Genomic DNA, 17,397 nt, shown 5'->3' with positions numbered 1-17,397 from the left:
ATCGGGGGGGCATTGGAGTCAATCGGCGACGATCGTTTCAGCGGCGAACCGTTCTGCCGCTGCGATGTCCACCTCGATCACCCACAAATCCGGATCGCGCGCGCGTCGGCGCCGCCAGTAGCCGTCGATGTCGTCGGTCGGAGTCGAGTCGATCAGCGCGACGCGCCCGCCGGGTCCGATCCCGCGTTCGAGCACGCGTGGCGGTGCCCCCGGATCAAGCGCAATGACGAGGATCGCGCCACCCTGCGGATCCCCCTTGGCGAGCACGATACCAAAGCCGCCCGCATCGTTGACGCGGCGCAGCAGCGCGCTGACGAGGAGACCACTGGGGAGGCGACCGGTCACCCGCCGGGTCGGTCGGAGCTACGATATCCGGGCAGTCCGGCAAGCGGAATCCGCGAGCGCATAAAGGTGCCCGTACCGCGCGCGGCCTCCTCACCCTCGGCGTCGATCAGCCGCGCATCCGCGACGAACACGCGGCGCTTTCCGCTGATCCAGCGGCCTTCGGCCACGACCGGGCCGACCTTCAGCGGGCGGGTCAGCAACAGGTTGAACGCGGTGGTAAGCAGAAACCGGTCGGTGACGAGGCTGTTGGCGGCGTAGAAGGCGGCATCGTCGAGCATCTTGAAATAGCTCGTGCCATGCGCCGCGCCACCGGCATGATAATGGCGTTCGTCGATCGTGAAATGAATACGCGCAAATCCGCGTTCGGGGATTTCGAGCGTCGAGTCGAAGAACCGGTTGATCGGCGCGCGTGCATAGAGCGACTCGAGCGCGCGGAAATGCGCGTCTTCGCCCGCGGCGTCCGGATCGACGCCATCACGCTGCATCGCGAACCTCGTCCGCGGAGAACAGCGCGTACAACGCGTCGGGGGAGCCGCCGCCGCGCAGCTTTTCGAGAAACGTCTTGTCGCGCAGGCGCCGCGAGACGCGCGCGAGCGCCTTCAGGTGCACCGCGCCCGCATCGGTCGGCGACAGCAGCATGAAGACGAGGTCGACCGGAAGATCGTCGACCGCCTGAAAGTCGATCGGCTGGGCAAGCCGCGCAAAGACGCCCGTGACCTGCGAAAGACCCGGCAGTTTCGCATGCGGGATGGCAACACCGCCGCCGAATCCCGTCGAGCCAAGCTTTTCACGTGCGGTCAGCAGGTCGGCGATCGACTTCGCGTCGATTCGGCCTGTAGCATCCGCCAGATTATCCGCGGCAATTGTCGAAAGTTGCTGGAAGACCGCCTTTTTATTGGCTGCGACCATATTGGTCAGGACTGCGTCAGGACGCAGCATATCGCTGAAATCATTCATGCTGTTTGTCTCTGAGCGCCCCCGCACTCCCGCCTTAGCGGGTCGTGCGGGGGCGTAAAGAGCGCGCCTTACTGTGGAGGCGTGCTGGAGGCCGCACGCTGGGGCTCGACCCAACCGATCGTGCCGTCACCGCGGCGATAGACCATGTTGTGTGCGCCCGTTCCCGCGTTCGTGAACAGGAGTGCCGCGGTGTTGCGCAGATCGAGCATCATCACCGCATCGGACACGCTGGCTTCGGGAATATCGACGCGTGTTTCGGCGATGATCAGCGGCGCGTCGGCGACGTCCTCTTCCTGGATGTTTTCCTGGAACAGCGTGTAGCCGGCATTGTCGTATCCGGTACTCTCCGCGATCGCGACCGCCTCGCCGGCATGGCGATCCTTCAGTCGTCGCATGTAGCGGCGCAACTGGGTCTCGATCTTGGCAGCGGCGCCGTCGAATGCGGGGTGCGCGTCATAGGCCTCGGCATGGCCCTTCAGGACTAGCCCCTTCATGACATGCGCGACGATATCGCATTTGAAGCCGGCATCGTGCGGCCCCTTGCCAAAGGTGACTTCGGCAGAAATGGCGCGCGAGAAATACTTGTCGGCGATACCCTGGAGTCGGTCTTGCACATGGGTGTTGAGTGCTTCGCCCGTGGCGACCTGATGACCAGAAATCCGGATATCCATTGTCTTCTCCATGCAGTCGAACGGTCCTGTTGGCTCCGCTCGGTCGACGTCATCCGGACGCCACGGCCCCCCAAATCGGATCCTTGATCCCCTTCATAAACGCCGCATGCGCCGCAAGGTCTCCGTCGCTCGCCACGAAAACACGCGGCGGACGAACGACACGAGGCGTCTGTGCGACGATCGGAGTCGAGGCGGACGATACGGCATCGCTGATAAGGCCGAGGCCGATCTGGCGCCCCCCCATCAGCTCGACATAGACCTGCGCCAGCAACTGCGCATCGAGCAGCGCGCCGTGCAGCACGCGGTGGCTGCGGTCGATCCCGAAGCGTGAGCACAGCGCATCGAGCGAATGCTTGGCGCCGGGGTGGCGGCTACGCGCGATCTGGAGTGTATCGACCATCCGCTTGAGATGGATGATCTGCCGACCGCATTTGGTCAGCTCGCCGTTCAGAAACGAGAAATCGAACGCGGCGTTGTGCGCGATCATCGGTGCGTCGCCAACGAAGTCGAGCAGCGCCTCGACCGCGTCACCAAAGCGCGGCTTGTCCGAAAGGAATGCCTGGCTCAGCCCGTGGACGTTGAACGCCTCGACCGGCATGTCGCGTTCCGGATGATAATAGGCGTGGAAGGTCCGCCCGGTCTCGACGCGGTTGACCATCTCGACGCAGCCGATTTCGACCATCCGGTCGCCGCCTGCAAAACTGAGGCCGGTGGTTTCGGTGTCGAAGACGATCTCGCGCATCACGATGGTATCGACCTTACGCGGCGCGTGCGCAAGCGATGACCGCACGGACCTGCGCGCGCGTTTCGGAAAGATCGGTATCGGTGAAGATGACGTGATCGGCACGCGCGCGCTTTTCGGCATCGGGCGTCTGTCGTCCGAGGATGGTCGCGAACTTCGCCGGCGTCATGCCCGGTCGCGCGAGAACGCGCGCGCGCTGGACTTCGGGTGCGGCCGTGACGACGACGATGCAATCGACGCGACGATCGCCACCCGTCTCGAACAGCAACGGCACGTCGAAGACGACAAGCCCGTCGGTGTTATGCGTGAGGAACGCCGCGCGTTCCTCCGCGACCGCGGGGTGGACGATCGACTCGAGCCGCTTGATCGCCGCGTCGTCGCCGAACACCGCGGAGCCGAGTTTTGCCCGGTCGATCGCGCCATCGACGACCGCGTCGGGAAAGGCGGCCGCGATCGCCGGGACCAGCCGGCCGCCAGCCGCCTGGAGCCTGTGCACCGTCGCATCGGCATCAAACACCGGTACGCCCTCGGCCGCAAACATCGACGCGACGGTCGATTTGCCCATGCCGATCGATCCGGTCAGTCCGATGATCATTGGGTGAGACGAGCGCGAAGTTCGTCGTCGCGGTCACGCGGAGGTTCCACGTGGAACAATATTTCGAACGCGACCGCCGCCTGACCGATCAGCATCTCGAGCCCGTCGACGGTCTCGAGATCGCGCGCGCGCGCCGTCTTGAGCAGCGTGGTCTCGAGCGGCGAATAGACGATGTCGTAGACGAGCGAGTCCGGGTCCAGCGCACCGAGGTCGATGTCGAGCGAGGGGTGCCCGGCCATGCCGAGAACGCTCGCGTTGACGAGAAGCCGCGATGGCGGTGCGGCCGCGGGGATCGGCAAGGCCTGACCCTTGAGCCCGAAACTCGAGAGCAAGGCAGCGCCCTTGAGCGGACTGCGATTGAGGATAATCACCGGCCCGACTCCCATGCGGGACAGCGCAAACAGGACCGCACGCGCCGCACCGCCCGCGCCGATCACCGTCGCGGGCTGACCCGCGATATCGAGGTCGTCGATCGGCGCCCAGAAGCCCGCGGCATCGGTGTTGGTGCCGATGCAATCGCCCGCCGAATTACGGAACACGGTGTTGATCGCGCCGATCGTGCCGCGGACATTGCCAGGATCGGCGACGTGATCGAGCGCGGCAAGCTTGTGCGGCATCGTGACGTTGCACCCGCGCCAGGCGGGGTCTGCCTTGCGCTCGGCGAAATAGGCAGGGAGCGCCTCAGCGGTGACATGCTTGTGGCGGTATTCCGCGTCGATCCCGAGCGCGTCGAGCCAGAAGCCGTGGATCAGCGGCGATTTCGACTGTGCGATCGGATCGCCGATCACTTCGGCATAGGGTCGGGTCATTCTGCGCTCCGTGTGTCCCCGCGACGGCGGGGATCCAGTCTCGGCACCCGCCTTCGCGGGTGGAGACGATTTAGTCTACCGCGTTGAAATTGCCACGGGCTGCCCCTGTGACCGTCCTCCCTCCACGCCGTCCTCCCTCCAAATCGCCATCCCTCGAAGCCGTCACCCCTTGAAATCGTCATCCCAGCGGAAGCTGGGATCTCCCAGTTTGGCGGACGTCGCCTGCCCCGTGAAATACCCCAGCTTTCGCTGGGGTGACGGGTGGGCGTGGCGGGAGGTGTGGGTGTGGGTGTGGGTGTAAGTGTGGGTGCGGCGCGGCGAGAAAGGGGAAAGGCTACGCCGGCAGTTCGCCACGCACACGGAGAAAGTCGAGGACATTGAGCAGCGGCATGCCCAGCACCGTGAACTGGCTCCCCTCGATCCTCGTGAACAACTGCGCCCCGGGCCCTTCGATCCGGTAACACCCGACACACCCAGCGATCGCCGGCCATTCCGCGTCCAGATACGTCTCGATGAACGCGTCGGACAGCGGCCGCACGTGCATCTTCGCGCGGTCGACATGGCGCCAGATCGGTTGCGCGTTCTCGGCGATCACCGCAGCGCTCCAGAGATCGTGGCGTTTGCCCGACATCGCGCGCAGATGCGCCGCCGCATCCGTGCGGTCGACGGGCTTGTCGAGGATCGTCCCATCGTCGAGCACGACCATCGAATCGCTGCCGAGGACGAGGTGACCGGGCATCCGGGCCGAGACCTTGACCGCCTTCAGCTCCGCCAGCGCATCGACAAGATCGCGCGGCGCCAGATGGCGGAGTGCGACCTTGGCGGCGTCCTCGTCGACGCCGGCAAAGGTCGCGTCGAACGCGACGCCCGCCGCGGACAGCATCGCGCGGCGTGACGCGCTTTGCGACGCGAGAACCAGGCTCATGCGGCGTCCACGCGACGCTGATTGCACAGGGCGATGATCGCTGCGGCGGTCTCCTCGATCGACCGCCGGGTCACGTCGATGACCGGCCAGCCATTGTCGGCGAACATCCGGCGCGCAAAAGCGAGTTCGCGCATCACCGCCTCCTCCTCGACATAGGAGGTGTCGGGCGCCTGATGCAGCGACAGCAACCGGTTGCGGCGGACCTGGATCAGCCGGTCGGCGCTCGTCGTGAGGCCGACGATCAGCGGATTGCGCAACGTGTAGAGGATCGAGGGCGGGGGGCTCTCGACGACGACCGGGATGTTCGCGGTCTTGTAGCCCCGATTGGCGAGATAGATCGAGGTCGGCGTCTTCGACGACCGCGATACCCCCGCGAGGACGATATCGGCCTCCTCCCATTCCTCCCATGCGATCCCGTCGTCATGCGCGATCGTCCACTGGATCGCATCGACGCGCGCGAAATAGGCAGCGTCGAGGACATGCTGCCGCCCCGGACGCGCCTTGGCCTGCTGCCCGAGCAGCCCCGACAGCGCGTCGTTGACCGGGTCGAGCGGGGCAACCGCAGGAAGCGCGAGCGCAAGACAGCGCTGTTCGAGAATGCGGCGTGTCGCGGGGTTCACCAGCGTGAAGATCACCAGCCCAGGGTTCTGCGCAATCTCCTGCAGGATGCGTTCGAGATGCGCCTCCGTGCGGACCATCGGCCAGAAATGACGAACGGTTTCGACGTCGTCATATTGGGCAAGCGCCGCCTTCGCGATGTTCTCGAGCGTCTCGCCGGTCGAGTCCGACAGGAGGTGAAGATGGAGCCTGGTCATCGGCCTTTGATCCCGGTCGTCGGCAAGGGGCGGGGTGAATCTGTGGATAACATGGGGAGAAGGGCTAGCGTAACTCGGCGATGCCGCCAAGCGACCGGAAGGCTGTGGAAAACCACCTATCTATCCACAGCCCTGCGCACAGGAGCAACTTTCATCCACAGCCTGTGGGTAACGGGGGCACCTGAATCGAATCAGCGCGTTTGTGGCGATGTCCGGGGGTCAAGCTGTTGGCATTTCGGGGGACACCGCATAAGTCCCACGATCAACCGCCCAACCACTGCAACAACCTATTTCTTGAATCTTCTTATAGTAGAAGAAGGGTGCTCCGCTGACCGATCCGATCCCCAATCTGCAGACCGTCAAGCCGTTGCTGGCGACGCTACATGGCGAGCGTCAGGCGACGCCGCCCTTGTGGCTCATGCGGCAGGCGGGGCGGTATCTCCCCGAATATCGCGAACTCCGCGCGCAGAAGGGCGGCTTCCTCGCGCTCGCCACCGATCCCGACGCCGCAGCCGAGGTCACGCTCCAGCCGATCCGTCGGTTCGGGTTCGACGGATCGATCCTGTTCTCGGACATCCTGATGATCCCCTGGGCGCTCGGCCAGGATCTGAGCTTCGGGGTCGGCGAAGGGCCACGGCTCGAACCTGCGCTGGTCGATCATGCGCTCGATCGGTTGCAGCCCGTTCCCGATCGGCTGGAGCCGGTCTACGGCACCGTTGCGAAGGTCGCCGGGGCATTGCCGCCCGAGACGACGTTCCTAGGCTTTGCGGGGTCTCCCTGGACGGTCGCGACCTATATGGTGGCGGGCAAGGGCAGCAAGGATCAGGGTGAAACGCGGCGCTTCGCCTATGGCGACCCGCAAGCGTTCGGCGCGATCATCGATGCGATCGCCGACAACACCGTTGAATATCTCGTCCGGCAGATCGAGGCGGGCGTCGATGCGGTCCAGCTGTTCGACAGCTGGTCGGGCAGCCTCAGCCCCGCGCAGTTCGAACGCTGGGTGATCGCGCCGACCGCGTCGATCGTCGAGCGCCTCCATGCGCGCTGCCCGGGCGTGCCGGTGATCGGCTTTCCCAAGGGGGCAGGGGGCAAGCTTCCCACCTATGCGCGCGAGACGGGCGTCGATGCGATCGGGCTCGACGAGACGGTCGATCCGGTCTGGGCGCATGCGTCGCTGCCCGCCGACATGCCGGTGCAGGGCAATCTCGATCCGCTCGCGTTGATCGCGGGCGGCGCGGATCTCGATACGGCGATCGACCGGATCCTTGCGGCGTTCGTCGAGCGGCCGCACGTCTTCAATCTGGGCCACGGCATTCTGCCCGACACGCCGATCGCGCATGTCGAGCAGCTGATCGCCCGCGTCAGGAGCACGACATGAGCGGTTTTCTCGGGGCGTCCTATGACTGGGTGAAGGCCGCGCACCTGATCTTCGTGATCTTCTGGATGGCGGGGCTGTTCATGCTGCCGCGCTATCTCGTCTATCATCAGGAAGCGCTGGCCGCAGGCAATGCAGCCGAGGCGGCGAGCTGGGTCGAGCGTGAGGCCAAGATCCGGAAGATCATCCTGACGCCGGCGATGATCGTCGTCTGGGTGCTCGGACTCGCGCTGGCGCTGAACCTCGGGCTGGCGGATGGCGCGCCGGGGCTCGGGTGGCTGCACCTCAAGCTGCTGCTGGTGTTCCTGCTCACGGGCTATCATGGCTGGACGGTCGGCTATGCGAAGAAGCTCGCGGCGGGGAAGCCGACGCTGACGGGCAAGCAGCTGCGGATGCTCAACGAGATTCCCGCGCTCGCGGTGACGCTGATCGTCGTGCTGGTGATCGTGAAGCCGTTCTGACTCCCTAGGTCATCCTGGACATGATCCAGGATCCAGAGCGGCGGAGGACACCGCGTGTGGCTCTGGATCCTGGGTCGAGCCCAGGATGACGGTGATGGCGGTCGCCTTGTCCCCGCTTGACTAACAGCCCCCCCAATTCTACCCCGATTCCCAGCACGGCCTCCTGGCGTCCTGCCCGGTCGTGTGGTCCTGCCTGTTCGGCTCGCCCAGTTCCGCTTTCCAGCGCACGCGCAGACCGAACCTGTTCCCGTTGATCGCTATCCGGAAATCCCCATGCATCTCAAAGACCTGAAGAAAAAGAAGCCTGCCGAGCTGGTCCAGCTCGCCGAGGAACTGGGGGTCGAGAGCGCCTCGACGCTGCGCAAGCAGGACCTGTTGTTCGCGATCCTGAAGGTGCAGGCGGACAATGGCGACCAGATCATGGGGCTCGGCACGATCGAAGTGCTGCCCGACGGTTTCGGCTTCCTGCGCTCGCCCGAGAGCAACTATCTCGCAGGGCCCGACGACATCTATATCTCGCCGAACCAGGTGCGGAAGTTCGGCCTGCGCACCGGTGACACGGTCGAGGGCGAGATCCGCGGGCCTAAGGATGGCGAGCGCTATTTCTCGCTGGTGAAGCTCACGGCGGTCAATTTCGACGATCCCGACGTCGTGCGCCACCGCGTCAATTTCGACAATCTCACGCCGCTCTACCCCGAGAGCAAGCTGACGCTCGATCCCGCCGACCCGACCGTCAAGGACAAGTCGGCGCGTGTCATCGACATCGTCAGCCCGCAGGGCAAGGGCCAGCGCACGCTAATCGTCGCACCGCCGCGCGTCGGCAAGACGGTCATGTTGCAGAACATGGCCAAGGCGATCACCGACAATCACCCCGAGGTGTTCCTGATCGTCCTGCTGATCGACGAGCGCCCCGAGGAAGTCACCGACATGCAGCGCAGCGTGAAGGGCGAGGTCGTCAGCTCGACGTTCGACGAACCCGCGCAGCGCCACGTGCAGGTCGCCGAGATGGTGATCGAAAAGGCCAAGCGCCTCGTCGAGCACAAGAAGGACGTGGTGATCCTGCTCGACTCGATCACGCGTCTGGGTCGTGCCTACAACACCGTCGTGCCGTCGTCGGGCAAGGTCCTGACCGGCGGTGTCGATGCGAACGCGCTGCAGCGTCCGAAGCGCTTCTTCGGTGCCGCGCGCAACATCGAGGAGGGCGGCTCGCTCTCGATCATCGCGACCGCGCTGATCGACACGGGCAGCCGCATGGACGAGGTGATTTTCGAGGAGTTCAAGGGTACCGGCAACTCGGAAATCGTGCTCGATCGCAAGGTCGCGGACAAGCGCATCTTCCCGGCGCTCGACGTCGGCAAGTCGGGCACGCGCAAGGAAGAGCTGCTGGTCGACAAGGCCAAGCTCTCCAAGATGTGGGTCCTGCGTCGCATCCTGATGCAGATGGGCACGATCGACGCGATGGAGTTCCTGCTCGACAAGATGAAGGATTCGAAGACCAACGAGAATTTCTTCGATTCGATGAATCAGTAACCGAGTGCGGCCTGCTGCACGCTGCAGCAGGACTCGCACCGGTTCGGCCGGCGGGGCAGCGCCCCGACCGACGACGCGGCGGTGCCGCGGCGCCGACCAACAGTTCCAAAGCGGCACGCGAGAGCAATGGCTTTCGTGTGCCGCTTTGCTATGAAACACCATGAAATCCGCCACCTCCGCGCACCGGCGGTGGCTCGTCTCCGGGAGCTGACATCTTGAGTATCATCGCCATGCTGGCCACCGCCGCATCGGGAGTCGCCGGACCCGGCTCGCCGCTGGAGATATGGCAGCACATCGTCGCCGACTTCTCCAACCTTGGTGATCCGAAGGCGCTGGCCGCGTTCGGATCGGTCCTGATGATCGACCTCGTCCTCGCAGGCGACAATGCGATCGTCGTCGGCGCGCTCGCCGCGGGGCTTCCCGCCGACCAGCGCAAGAAGGTCATCCTGATCGGCATCGGCGCCGCGCTCGTCCTGCGCATCTTCTTCGCGCTGATCGTGACATGGCTGATGGGGATCGTCGGGCTGATCTTCGCGGGCGGCCTGCTGCTGCTGTGGGTCAGCTGGAAGTTCTGGCGTGAAATCCGCGAGGGTGCGCAGAACGCCGGCTCCGAGGAAATCCAGGGCGACGAGCGCTCGGGGATCAAGTCGTCAAAGGGCTTTGCCAGCGCCGCCTGGGCGGTCGCGGTCGCCGACGTGTCGATGAGCCTCGACAACGTGCTCGCGGTTGCGGGCGCGGCGCGCGAGCATCCGGGCATCCTCGTGATCGGCCTGTTGCTGTCGGTCGCGATGATGGGTCTGGCGGCGAACTACATCGCGCGCGTCATCAACCGGTATCGCTGGATCGCCTATATCGGCCTGCTGGTGATCCTCGTGGTCGCGGTAAAGATGATCTACGAAGGCTGGGTCGGCACCGGCGAAACGCTCGGGATCATCTCGCTGCTCGGCTGATCGCCACAGCGTCTGGATACGGAAAAGGCCTTGCCGGGATCGTCCGGCGAGGCCTTTTTTATGTCCGTCGCGGGCTCGTCATTCCGGGCGTTGCTTGCCCCGACACAGACCCCATCATCGTCATCCCCGCGCAGGCGGGGATCCATATCCTCAAAGGGCGGCGATTCTTAGCGACGCCAGCCAGTATGGATTCCCGCCTTCGCGGGAATGACGGCGGTTGGGGAAGGGGGTGCCCCTCAGCCCAGATGCTCGGCGAAGAACTTGGCCGTCCGCTCGTCGGCTAGCTTCGCCGACGCATCCGACCGGCGCTCGCCGAACTCGGTCGCGAAGCCGTGATCCTCGCCCGCATAATCGTATATCGTGACCTTGGGGTGATCGTCGAGCCCGGCATGCATCGCGGCCTGCGCATCCTTGTCGACGAAGTGATCCTCCTCGGGCACGTGGAGCAGCACCGGGTGCGCAATCGCGTTCTTCTCACCGAGCAGCCCGTCGATCCCGACACCGTAATAGCCGACGCTCGCATCGATGTCGGTCCGCGCCGCGGTCATGAACGCGAGGCGTCCGCCGAGGCAATAGCCGACCGCGCCGACCTTCGCGCCGTCACCGAGTTCGCTGCGCGCAGCGCGGATCGTCGCTTCGATATCGGCGATGCCCTTGTCCTGATCGAACTTGCCCATCAGCTCGAGCGCCCGCTCGAATTCGGGCTTGATGTCCGGATCGAGTTCGATGCCACGCTCGAGCCGCCAGAACAGGTCGGGCGCGATCGCGAGATAGCCTGCTTCGGCGAGCGTATCGCACTTGCGACGGATGCCCGCGTTCACGCCGAAGATCTCCTGGATCACGATGATGGCGGCCTTGGGCGTACCGGCGGGGACCGCGCGATAGGCGTGGAAATCGCCGTCACCCGCAAGCGTCGGGATGGTCGTCGTGTTCGTCATAGCAATACTCCTTGGTGGCGCTCGAGATCGAGCAGCCGGGATTTCGTGTGCGGGCCTTCGCCGGCAGAATACGCGCCAAGTACGCCTCCGGCTCCGAGAACACGGTGGCAGGGGACGAGAATTGGGAAGGGGTTGCGCGCGCAGGCCTGGCCGATCGCACGCGGGCTCGACCCGATCGCGCGGGCGAGCGTGCCGTAGGTCGCGGTCTCGCCATAGCCGATCGCGACAATCGCCTCGCGCAAGGTTCCGCCGCGCGCGGTCGGGGAGGGGGCCAGCGGCAGGTCGAAATGCGTCAGCGTGCCGTCGAAATACGCGGCGAGTTGGCGAAGCGCCTCGTCCACGGCGGGGCTGTCGCTGGCCGACGGCGCGGCATCGACGGGCCCGATCGTGACCGCCGTGATCCAGTCCGCGGTGCCGAGCACCGTGACCGTCCCGATTGGCGTTGCGATCGAGGCTGTATCCCGCGCATACATCGATACGCTATGCCGCGCGCGAACGAGCGGCTCAAGCAGCATCGTGAGGGGCCGCATATGAAGATGAACATCGAAATCGAATGCACCCCCGAAGAAGCGCGCCGTGCGGTCGGGTTGCCCGACCTGACGCCGATCCACGACCGCTATGTCAGCATGATGATCGAGGCGATGCCCGGCCTTGGCGAGGGGCAGATCAAACCCGAGATGATCGAGACGATGATGCGCAGCTGGCAGCCGATGAACGAGGCGGGGATGACGTTCTGGAAACGCCTGTTCGATGGCGCGAACAAGCCCGGCGGCTGAGCGATCCGATGACGACGATCTATGCGGTGTCGAGCGGACAGCCGCCGGCTGCGATTGCGGTCGTCCGCATATCGGGGCCTGCTGCGTGCACCGCTGCGGAAACGCTCGCGGGTCGGCTGCCTGCGCCGCGTCATGCCAGCTTGCGGGGACTGCGCGATGCCGACGGCGCGCTGCTCGACCGGGCGCTGGTGATCGTCTTTCCGGGACCGCGAACGGCGACCGGCGAGGATCTGGTCGAGTTTCACTGTCACGGCGGCCGCGCGGTGATCGCCGCGGTCGAGCGGGCGCTGTCGCTGGTCCCGGGGCTGCGACCCGCCGAGCCGGGGGAGTTCACGCGGCGTGCGCTGACGAATGGACGGATCGATCTGACCGAGGCGGAGGGGCTGGCCGATCTGCTCGAGGCAGAGACCGAGGGCCAGCGTATCGCCGCGATCAACGCGGCCGAGGGGCGCGTGAGCCAGGCCGTGCGGGGCTGGATGGACGACGTTGCGATGCTCTCGGCGCGGATCGAGGCCATGCTCGACTTCTCCGACGAGGACGACGTGGCGAGCGACGCCGCGGCGTTCGACGCAATCCGGCTGGCGGTCGACGCGCTCGCGGACAGGATCGCGCGCGTGGTCGATGCGCCACCCGTCGAGCGGCTCAAGGATGGCATCCGCGTGGTGATCGGCGGACCGCCCAACAGCGGCAAGTCGACCTTGCTCAACCTGATGGGCGAGCGCGACGCCGCGATCGTCTCGTCGATTTCGGGGACGACGCGCGATCGGATCGACGTCCCGGTGATGCGCGGTGGCATCGCCTATGTGCTGACCGATACCGCCGGACTGATCGACACGCTCGATCCGATCGAGGCGATCGGCGTCATGCGCGCGGAGCAGGCGATAACGACTGCCGACATTCTCGTCTGGCTTGCCGACACCGCGCCGCCGCGGGACGATGCGGTCTGGGTGCATGCCCGCGCCGATCTCGCAGGCCGTGATGTCGTGCCGGAGGGGCGGGCGATCGCGATTGCGCAGACTGACCCCGCGTCGATCGACCGGCTGTGGGACGAGCTACACCGGCGGGCGGATGCCCTGCTCCCGCGCAGCGACGGCGTTGCACTTAAGGCGCATCAACGGCGCCAGTGCGCCGCAGCGATCGCGACGTTGAGAGAAACGTCTGCTGACCCTCTGATCGTCGCTGAACATCTGCGTCGCGCGCGGAGCAGCCTCGCCGCAGTGCTCGGGCTCGATGCGACCGGGGAAATGCTCGACGCGCTGTTCGGACGCTTTTGCATCGGCAAATGATGTTCCACGTGGAACAGCTTTGACCGGCCGGCCGCATGCTCCTAGGAGGGCGGCATGTTCGATGTAGTGGTGGTTGGCGGAGGCCATGCCGGAACCGAAGCCGCAGCCGCAGCGGCGCGCCGGGGTGCGCGGACGGCTTTGGTCTCATTCGATGCGCGTCATATCGGTGCGATGTCGTGTAATCCGGCGATCGGTGGCTTGGGCAAGGGCCATATGGTCCGCGAGGTCGATGCCTTTGACGGGCTGATCGGCCGTGCGGCGGATGCCGCCGCGATCCATTACAGGATGCTCAATCGCAGCAAGGGCGCCGCGGTCCAGGGGCCGCGCGTCCAGGCCGACCGGCGTCTCTATGCCGGTGCAATCCAGACGATGCTCGCCGCAACCGCCGGACTGACGGTGGTCGAGGGGGAGGCCGTCGCACTGCGTTTCGATGGTGATCGTGTCGCCGGTATCGTCCTGGCGGACGGATCGATCGTCGCCGCGCGTGCGGTCGTCCTCGCGACGGGGACGTTTCTCGGTGGCCGGATCTTTCGCGGCGACGATCGCGCAGAGGGCGGGCGGATCGGCGAGCGCGCCGCAAAGCCGCTCGCGGACCAGCTCCGCGACCGCGCGCTGCCGATGGCGCGATTGAAGACCGGGACGCCGCCCCGGCTCGATGGCCGCACGATCGACTGGGCATCGCTCGACGAACAGCCGACCGATGTCGAAGCGTGGACGATGTCGCCGATGACCGCCGCGCGGCCGCTCCCGCAGATCGCGTGCGCGATCACGCGGACGACGGATAAGACGCACGCGATCATCCGTGCCGCCTTTGACCGCTCGCCACTGTTCACCGGGGCCATCGAAGCGGCAGGCCCGCGCTATTGCCCGTCGATCGAGGACAAGGTCCACCGGTTCGGCGACCGTGACGGGCATCAGATCTTCCTCGAGCCCGAGGGCCTCGATGACTCGACCGTCTATCCCAACGGGCTGTCGACGTCGTTGCCGACCGATGTACAGGCGGCGATGCTCGCAGCGATTCCGGGGCTCGAGCGCGTCGTCATGACGACGCCCGGCTATGCCGTCGAATATGACCATATCGACCCACGCGCGCTCGATACACGCCTCGCGCTCGGTGCGATCGAGGGCGTGTTTTGTGCGGGGCAGATCAACGGGACGACGGGGTATGAGGAAGCGGCGGGGCAGGGGCTCATCGCGGGTCTCAATGCGGCGGCGCACGCCTGCGACCTCGCACCGGTGATCCTCGACCGGGCGTCGAGCTATCTCGGCGTGATGATCGACGATCTGGTGCTGCAGGGCGTGACCGAGCCGTACCGGATGTTGACCGCACGCGCGGAGTTCCGCCTGTCACTGCGTGCGGACAATGCCGAAACGCGTCTTGGCGGGATCGCGCTCGCCGCGGGATGTCTCGGAGCGGAGCGTCGGGTGCACCAGCAAACCCTGACGGAGCAGCGTGCGACGTTTCGCTCGGCGCTGAATTGCGAACGGACGGCGACCTATGTCGCGGATCAAGGCGTTGCGATCGGTCGCGATGGCGCACGTCGGACGGCGTTCGACTGGCTGCGGTTCGATGGCGTGATGCTGTCGCATGTCGCGCCCGATGCCGCGGACGGGATGCCGCCGGCGGTGATCGGCGAGGTCCTCGAGGATGCACGCTACGCGCCGTATATCGAACGCCAGGCGCAGGAAGTCGCCCGGCTGCGCGCGGACGAAGCGATCCGGCTGCCCGAGGACCTTGCCTATGATCGCATACCCGGACTGTCGAACGAGATGATCGATCGGTTGAGCGTCGCGCGACCGACGTCGCTGGCGGCTGCGGCGCGTGTCCGCGGGATCACCCCCGCAGCGCTGTCGGCCGTGTTGTTGCATACGAAACGAGTAGCCGCATGACCGAAGACGACGCGAAGACATGGGCGAGCGACCGCTTTGGTGCCGACGCGACGGATCGGGTGTCCGCGTTTGTCGAGATGGTCGTGGCGGAAACGGAGCATCAGAACCTGATCGCGCCCTCGACGATCCCGACGATCTGGGAGCGGCATGTGGTCGATTCGCTCCAGCTGGTCGCACTTGCAGGCGAGGCGTCCGACGCCGGACGCTGGCTCGATATCGGCACCGGCGGCGGCTTCCCCGGCATGGTCGTCGCGCTGGTGCGCGGCGGCCCCGTCGATCTGGTCGAACCGCGACGGCGCCGGGCCGATTTTCTCAGCCTCTGCGTTGCCCGGCTGGGGCTGGGCGGGCAGGTTGCCGTTCACGCTGCCAAGGTGGAGTCGGTCAGCGTGAAGGCGTCCATCATATCGGCGCGCGCCGTTGCATCACTGGAAAACCTTTTGCGCGGCGCGGCACACTGCGCCACAACCGAGACGCGGTGGCTCTTGCCTCGGGGACGTCTTGATGAGGCCGAGATCACCGCATTGCGGCAACAGTGGCGGTTTATGTTCCACGTGGAACACAGTGTCACGAATGCGGAGTCGTCGATCGTGGTTCTGACACAGGTGCAAAAGCGGTGATCACGATCGCCGTAGCCAATCAAAAGGGCGGGGTGGGCAAGACCACCAGTGCGATCAATCTCGCCACCGCGCTCGCGGCGACGGGTATGCGCGTCCTGCTCGTGGATCTTGATCCGCAGGGCAATGCCTCGACGGGGCTCGGCATCGGCCAGTCGCAGCGGATCAAGTCGAGCTACGACGTGCTCGTCGGCGAGGCGACGATCGATCAGGCGGTCGTCCAGAGCCGCGTGCCGCGCCTCGATGTGATCCCGGCAACCGTCGATCTTTCCGGCGCTGAGATTGAACTCGTCGAATTCGAGGCACGCACGCACCGGCTCGACCGGGCGATGCAGGCTGCGACGGGGCATTGGGATATCGCGCTGATCGACTGTCCGCCGTCGCTGGGCTTGCTGACGATCAACGCGATGGTTGCGGCGGACTCGCTGCTCGTGCCGCTGCAGTGCGAGTTCTTCGCGCTCGAGGGGCTGTCGCAGCTGCTCAGCACGGTCGAGCGGATCCGCCAGCGCTTCAATCCGGGCCTGTCGATCCTGGGGGTCGCGCTGACGATGTATGATCGTCGAAACCGGCTGACCGATCAGGTGTCGGCGGATGTGCGTGCGGTCCTTGGCAAGGTCGTGTTCGAAACGGTGATCCCGCGCAACGTCCGGTTGTCGGAAGCGCCCAGCCATGGGCTGCCCGCGCTGATCTATGACCACCGGTGCAGCGGGTCGCAGGCCTATATAGCGCTTGCCCGAGAAATGATCGGTCGCCTTCCCGTGGCGGCACAGGCGGCCGCGTGAGGGTGTTGCTATGAGTGAAGGTACGAAGCGCGGCCGCCCCGGTCTGGGACGCGGTCTGAACGCGCTGCTTGGCGAGATGGCGCGAGAGGCGCCGGTCAATGCCGGCGGCGAGACGCCGACGCAATCGGGTGTGCGCATGTTGCCGGTGAGCTCGCTGTCGCCGCATCCGGACCAGCCGCGCCGGCATTTCGACGAGGCGATGCTCAACGAACTCGCCGCATCGATCGCCGCGCGCGGTCTGATCCAGCCGATCGTCGTTCGCCCACACGGCCATGATTATCAGATCGTCGCGGGCGAGCGTCGCTGGCGGGCGGCGCAACGCGCGCGCCTCCATGAGGTGCCGGTCGTCGTCCGCGACTTCGATGATGCGGAAACGCTCGAGATCGCGCTGATCGAGAACATCCAGCGCGAGGATCTGAACGCGATCGAAGAGGCGCAGGCCTATCAGCGGCTCGCCGGCGAATATGGCCATACGCAGGAAGTGCTCGCGCGGATCGTCCACAAGTCGCGCAGTCACGTCGCGAACCTGCTCCGACTGCTCGAACTGCCGGCGCAGGTCCAGGCGCAGGTCGTCGACGGGTCGCTGTCGATGGGCCATGCGCGCGCATTGCTGGGGTCGCCCGACGTCGAGACGCTCGCCGATCAGGTGGTCGAACGGGGTCTGTCGGTCCGCGAGACCGAGAAGCTGGCGCGCGATGCGAAGCCGGGACGATCGCGGTCGGGCGGGCGCGCTGCGACCCCGCCGGCGGACGCACGGATACCCGATGCGGATATCGCGGCACTCGAGCGGCAACTCGCCGACCTCCTAGGCCTGCAAGTCCGTGTCGCGCATAGCGAGACGGGTGGGACGCTGACGCTCAGCTATTCGACGCTCGATCAGCTCGACATGGTCTGCCAGCGGCTGACGGGCGGCGCGATCTGACGGTCGGCGTCGGC

General features: G+C 66.0%; 21 protein-coding genes. 10 read left to right on the top strand and 11 right to left on the bottom strand.

Features of this window, described 5'->3' with window-relative positions:
- Nucleotides 1-18: 18 nt before the first annotated feature.
- The 9 genes from ASE72_RS07205 to ASE72_RS07165 all read right to left on the bottom strand — a co-directional run bounded on the left by ASE72_RS07205 (nt 19) and on the right by ASE72_RS07165 (nt 5,859).
- Nucleotides 19-345: a DUF1491 family protein gene (locus ASE72_RS07205; protein WP_056018304.1), complete on the bottom strand. Its 327-nt coding sequence runs from the start codon at nt 343-345 to the stop codon at nt 19-21.
- On the bottom strand, nt 342-830 hold the full coding sequence (locus ASE72_RS07200) for a PaaI family thioesterase (protein WP_056018302.1): 489 nt from the start codon (nt 828-830) through the stop codon (nt 342-344). The genes ASE72_RS07205 and ASE72_RS07200 overlap by 4 nt, the downstream gene beginning before the upstream one ends.
- A complete protein-coding gene (locus tag ASE72_RS07195) occupies nt 820-1,302 on the bottom strand; it encodes a PTS sugar transporter subunit IIA (protein ID WP_056018300.1) in 483 nt (160 codons plus the stop codon). Before ASE72_RS07195 ends, ASE72_RS07200 begins: the two co-directional genes overlap by 11 nt.
- 68 nt (nt 1,303-1,370) lie before the next feature.
- Nucleotides 1,371-1,973 carry a ribosome hibernation-promoting factor, HPF/YfiA family gene (gene hpf, locus ASE72_RS07190; RefSeq protein WP_056018299.1) on the bottom strand — a complete coding sequence of 201 codons (603 nt, stop codon included), beginning with the start codon at nt 1,971-1,973 and terminating at the stop codon, nt 1,371-1,373.
- A 49-nt stretch (nt 1,974-2,022) separates the two neighbouring features.
- Entirely contained in the window at nt 2,023-2,715 is a 693-nt protein-coding gene (dnaQ, locus tag ASE72_RS07185; protein WP_056019186.1) for a DNA polymerase III subunit epsilon, read from the bottom strand.
- 16 nt (nt 2,716-2,731) lie between these two features.
- The gene (gene coaE / locus ASE72_RS07180) at nt 2,732-3,310 is read right to left on the bottom strand and encodes a dephospho-CoA kinase (protein WP_056018297.1); all 579 of its coding nucleotides are present in this window, start codon (nt 3,308-3,310) and stop codon (nt 2,732-2,734) included.
- Complete coding sequence (locus ASE72_RS07175; RefSeq protein WP_056018295.1) at nt 3,307-4,119, bottom strand: shikimate dehydrogenase family protein; 813 nt, start codon at nt 4,117-4,119, stop codon at nt 3,307-3,309. Before ASE72_RS07175 ends, coaE begins: the two co-directional genes overlap by 4 nt.
- 334 nt (nt 4,120-4,453) lie before the next feature.
- Entirely contained in the window at nt 4,454-5,044 is a 591-nt protein-coding gene (locus tag ASE72_RS07170) for a Maf family protein (protein WP_082445829.1), read from the bottom strand.
- Nucleotides 5,041-5,859, bottom strand: a complete 819-nt coding sequence (locus ASE72_RS07165) for a pyruvate, water dikinase regulatory protein (protein WP_056018294.1) — start codon at nt 5,857-5,859, stop codon at nt 5,041-5,043. Before ASE72_RS07165 ends, ASE72_RS07170 begins: the two co-directional genes overlap by 4 nt.
- A gap of 349 nt (nt 5,860-6,208) precedes the next feature.
- Between ASE72_RS07165 and hemE the strand changes: the two genes are divergently transcribed.
- The 4 genes from hemE (at nt 6,209) to ASE72_RS07145 (ending at nt 10,175) form a co-directional block, all read left to right on the top strand.
- Nucleotides 6,209-7,237 carry a uroporphyrinogen decarboxylase gene (gene hemE / locus ASE72_RS07160; protein ID WP_268795888.1) on the top strand — a complete coding sequence of 343 codons (1,029 nt, stop codon included), beginning with the start codon at nt 6,209-6,211 and terminating at the stop codon, nt 7,235-7,237.
- On the top strand, nt 7,234-7,695 hold the full coding sequence (locus tag ASE72_RS07155) for a CopD family protein (RefSeq protein WP_056018290.1): 462 nt from the start codon (nt 7,234-7,236) through the stop codon (nt 7,693-7,695). Before hemE ends, ASE72_RS07155 begins: the two co-directional genes overlap by 4 nt.
- A gap of 273 nt (nt 7,696-7,968) precedes the next feature.
- Nucleotides 7,969-9,225 (top strand): transcription termination factor Rho, encoded by a 1,257-nt coding sequence (gene rho / locus ASE72_RS07150; RefSeq protein WP_031395107.1) that lies wholly within the window; start codon nt 7,969-7,971, stop codon nt 9,223-9,225.
- A 230-nt stretch (nt 9,226-9,455) separates the two neighbouring features.
- Entirely contained in the window at nt 9,456-10,175 is a 720-nt protein-coding gene (locus ASE72_RS07145; protein WP_200916204.1) for a TerC family protein, read from the top strand.
- A 236-nt stretch (nt 10,176-10,411) separates the two neighbouring features.
- Here ASE72_RS07145 and ASE72_RS07140 read toward each other — a convergent pair whose 3' ends face one another.
- On the bottom strand, nt 10,412-11,113 hold the full coding sequence (locus ASE72_RS07140) for a dienelactone hydrolase family protein (RefSeq protein ID WP_056018288.1): 702 nt from the start codon (nt 11,111-11,113) through the stop codon (nt 10,412-10,414).
- Nucleotides 11,110-11,643 (bottom strand): methylated-DNA--[protein]-cysteine S-methyltransferase, encoded by a 534-nt coding sequence (locus ASE72_RS07135; protein ID WP_235532266.1) that lies wholly within the window; start codon nt 11,641-11,643, stop codon nt 11,110-11,112. Before ASE72_RS07135 ends, ASE72_RS07140 begins: the two co-directional genes overlap by 4 nt.
- Between ASE72_RS07135 and ASE72_RS07130 the strand changes: the two genes are divergently transcribed.
- From ASE72_RS07130 to ASE72_RS07105, 6 genes are read left to right on the top strand one after another with little or no spacing between them, the layout of a single operon-like run.
- The gene (locus ASE72_RS07130) at nt 11,644-11,889 is read left to right on the top strand and encodes a DUF6489 family protein (RefSeq protein ID WP_056019173.1); all 246 of its coding nucleotides are present in this window, start codon (nt 11,644-11,646) and stop codon (nt 11,887-11,889) included.
- Between the two features lie 8 nt (nt 11,890-11,897).
- Nucleotides 11,898-13,175 (top strand): tRNA uridine-5-carboxymethylaminomethyl(34) synthesis GTPase MnmE, encoded by a 1,278-nt coding sequence (gene mnmE, locus ASE72_RS07125; protein WP_056018286.1) that lies wholly within the window; start codon nt 11,898-11,900, stop codon nt 13,173-13,175.
- Between the two features lie 54 nt (nt 13,176-13,229).
- Complete coding sequence (gene mnmG, locus ASE72_RS07120) at nt 13,230-15,065, top strand: tRNA uridine-5-carboxymethylaminomethyl(34) synthesis enzyme MnmG (RefSeq protein ID WP_056018284.1); 1,836 nt, start codon at nt 13,230-13,232, stop codon at nt 15,063-15,065.
- Nucleotides 15,062-15,682 (top strand): 16S rRNA (guanine(527)-N(7))-methyltransferase RsmG, encoded by a 621-nt coding sequence (locus ASE72_RS07115; protein WP_056018282.1) that lies wholly within the window; start codon nt 15,062-15,064, stop codon nt 15,680-15,682. Before mnmG ends, ASE72_RS07115 begins: the two co-directional genes overlap by 4 nt.
- Entirely contained in the window at nt 15,679-16,461 is a 783-nt protein-coding gene (locus tag ASE72_RS07110) for a ParA family protein (RefSeq protein ID WP_056018280.1), read from the top strand. Before ASE72_RS07115 ends, ASE72_RS07110 begins: the two co-directional genes overlap by 4 nt.
- 10 nt (nt 16,462-16,471) lie before the next feature.
- Nucleotides 16,472-17,383, top strand: coding sequence for a ParB/RepB/Spo0J family partition protein (locus ASE72_RS07105; protein ID WP_056018278.1), 912 nt, complete (start codon nt 16,472-16,474; stop codon nt 17,381-17,383).
- The last annotated feature ends 14 nt before the right edge of the window (nt 17,384-17,397 follow it).

This window comes from Sphingomonas sp. Leaf20 (genome assembly GCF_001421535.1).
Lineage (GTDB): Bacteria > Pseudomonadota > Alphaproteobacteria > Sphingomonadales > Sphingomonadaceae > Sphingomonas.
The sequence above is the reverse complement of the archived record's forward strand: the minus strand, read 5'-3'. Positions and strand labels throughout refer to the sequence as shown.

What these genes read in the sequence shown, in the direction of transcription:
- ASE72_RS07170 (WP_082445829.1), bottom strand. Translation starts at nt 5,044, where the DNA reads ATGAGCCTGGTTCTCGCGTCGCAAAGCGCGTCACGCCGCGCGATGCTG.
- dnaQ (WP_056019186.1), bottom strand. Translation starts at nt 2,715, where the DNA reads ATGCGCGAGATCGTCTTCGACACCGAAACCACCGGCCTCAGTTTTGCA.
- ASE72_RS07165 (WP_056018294.1), bottom strand. Translation starts at nt 5,859, where the DNA reads ATGACCAGGCTCCATCTTCACCTCCTGTCGGACTCGACCGGCGAGACG.
- ASE72_RS07140 (WP_056018288.1), bottom strand. Translation starts at nt 11,113, where the DNA reads ATGACGAACACGACGACCATCCCGACGCTTGCGGGTGACGGCGATTTC.
- rho (WP_031395107.1), top strand. Translation starts at nt 7,969, where the DNA reads ATGCATCTCAAAGACCTGAAGAAAAAGAAGCCTGCCGAGCTGGTCCAG.
- hpf (WP_056018299.1), bottom strand. Translation starts at nt 1,973, where the DNA reads ATGGATATCCGGATTTCTGGTCATCAGGTCGCCACGGGCGAAGCACTC.
- mnmG (WP_056018284.1), top strand. Translation starts at nt 13,230, where the DNA reads ATGTTCGATGTAGTGGTGGTTGGCGGAGGCCATGCCGGAACCGAAGCC.
- ASE72_RS07195 (WP_056018300.1), bottom strand. Translation starts at nt 1,302, where the DNA reads ATGAATGATTTCAGCGATATGCTGCGTCCTGACGCAGTCCTGACCAAT.
- ASE72_RS07155 (WP_056018290.1), top strand. Translation starts at nt 7,234, where the DNA reads ATGAGCGGTTTTCTCGGGGCGTCCTATGACTGGGTGAAGGCCGCGCAC.
- mnmE (WP_056018286.1), top strand. Translation starts at nt 11,898, where the DNA reads ATGACGACGATCTATGCGGTGTCGAGCGGACAGCCGCCGGCTGCGATT.
- coaE (WP_056018297.1), bottom strand. Translation starts at nt 3,310, where the DNA reads ATGATCATCGGACTGACCGGATCGATCGGCATGGGCAAATCGACCGTC.
- ASE72_RS07105 (WP_056018278.1), top strand. Translation starts at nt 16,472, where the DNA reads ATGAGTGAAGGTACGAAGCGCGGCCGCCCCGGTCTGGGACGCGGTCTG.
- ASE72_RS07130 (WP_056019173.1), top strand. Translation starts at nt 11,644, where the DNA reads ATGAAGATGAACATCGAAATCGAATGCACCCCCGAAGAAGCGCGCCGT.
- ASE72_RS07200 (WP_056018302.1), bottom strand. Translation starts at nt 830, where the DNA reads ATGCAGCGTGATGGCGTCGATCCGGACGCCGCGGGCGAAGACGCGCAT.
- ASE72_RS07115 (WP_056018282.1), top strand. Translation starts at nt 15,062, where the DNA reads ATGACCGAAGACGACGCGAAGACATGGGCGAGCGACCGCTTTGGTGCC.
- ASE72_RS07175 (WP_056018295.1), bottom strand. Translation starts at nt 4,119, where the DNA reads ATGACCCGACCCTATGCCGAAGTGATCGGCGATCCGATCGCACAGTCG.
- ASE72_RS07145 (WP_200916204.1), top strand. Translation starts at nt 9,456, where the DNA reads ATGCTGGCCACCGCCGCATCGGGAGTCGCCGGACCCGGCTCGCCGCTG.
- ASE72_RS07135 (WP_235532266.1), bottom strand. Translation starts at nt 11,643, where the DNA reads ATGCGGCCCCTCACGATGCTGCTTGAGCCGCTCGTTCGCGCGCGGCAT.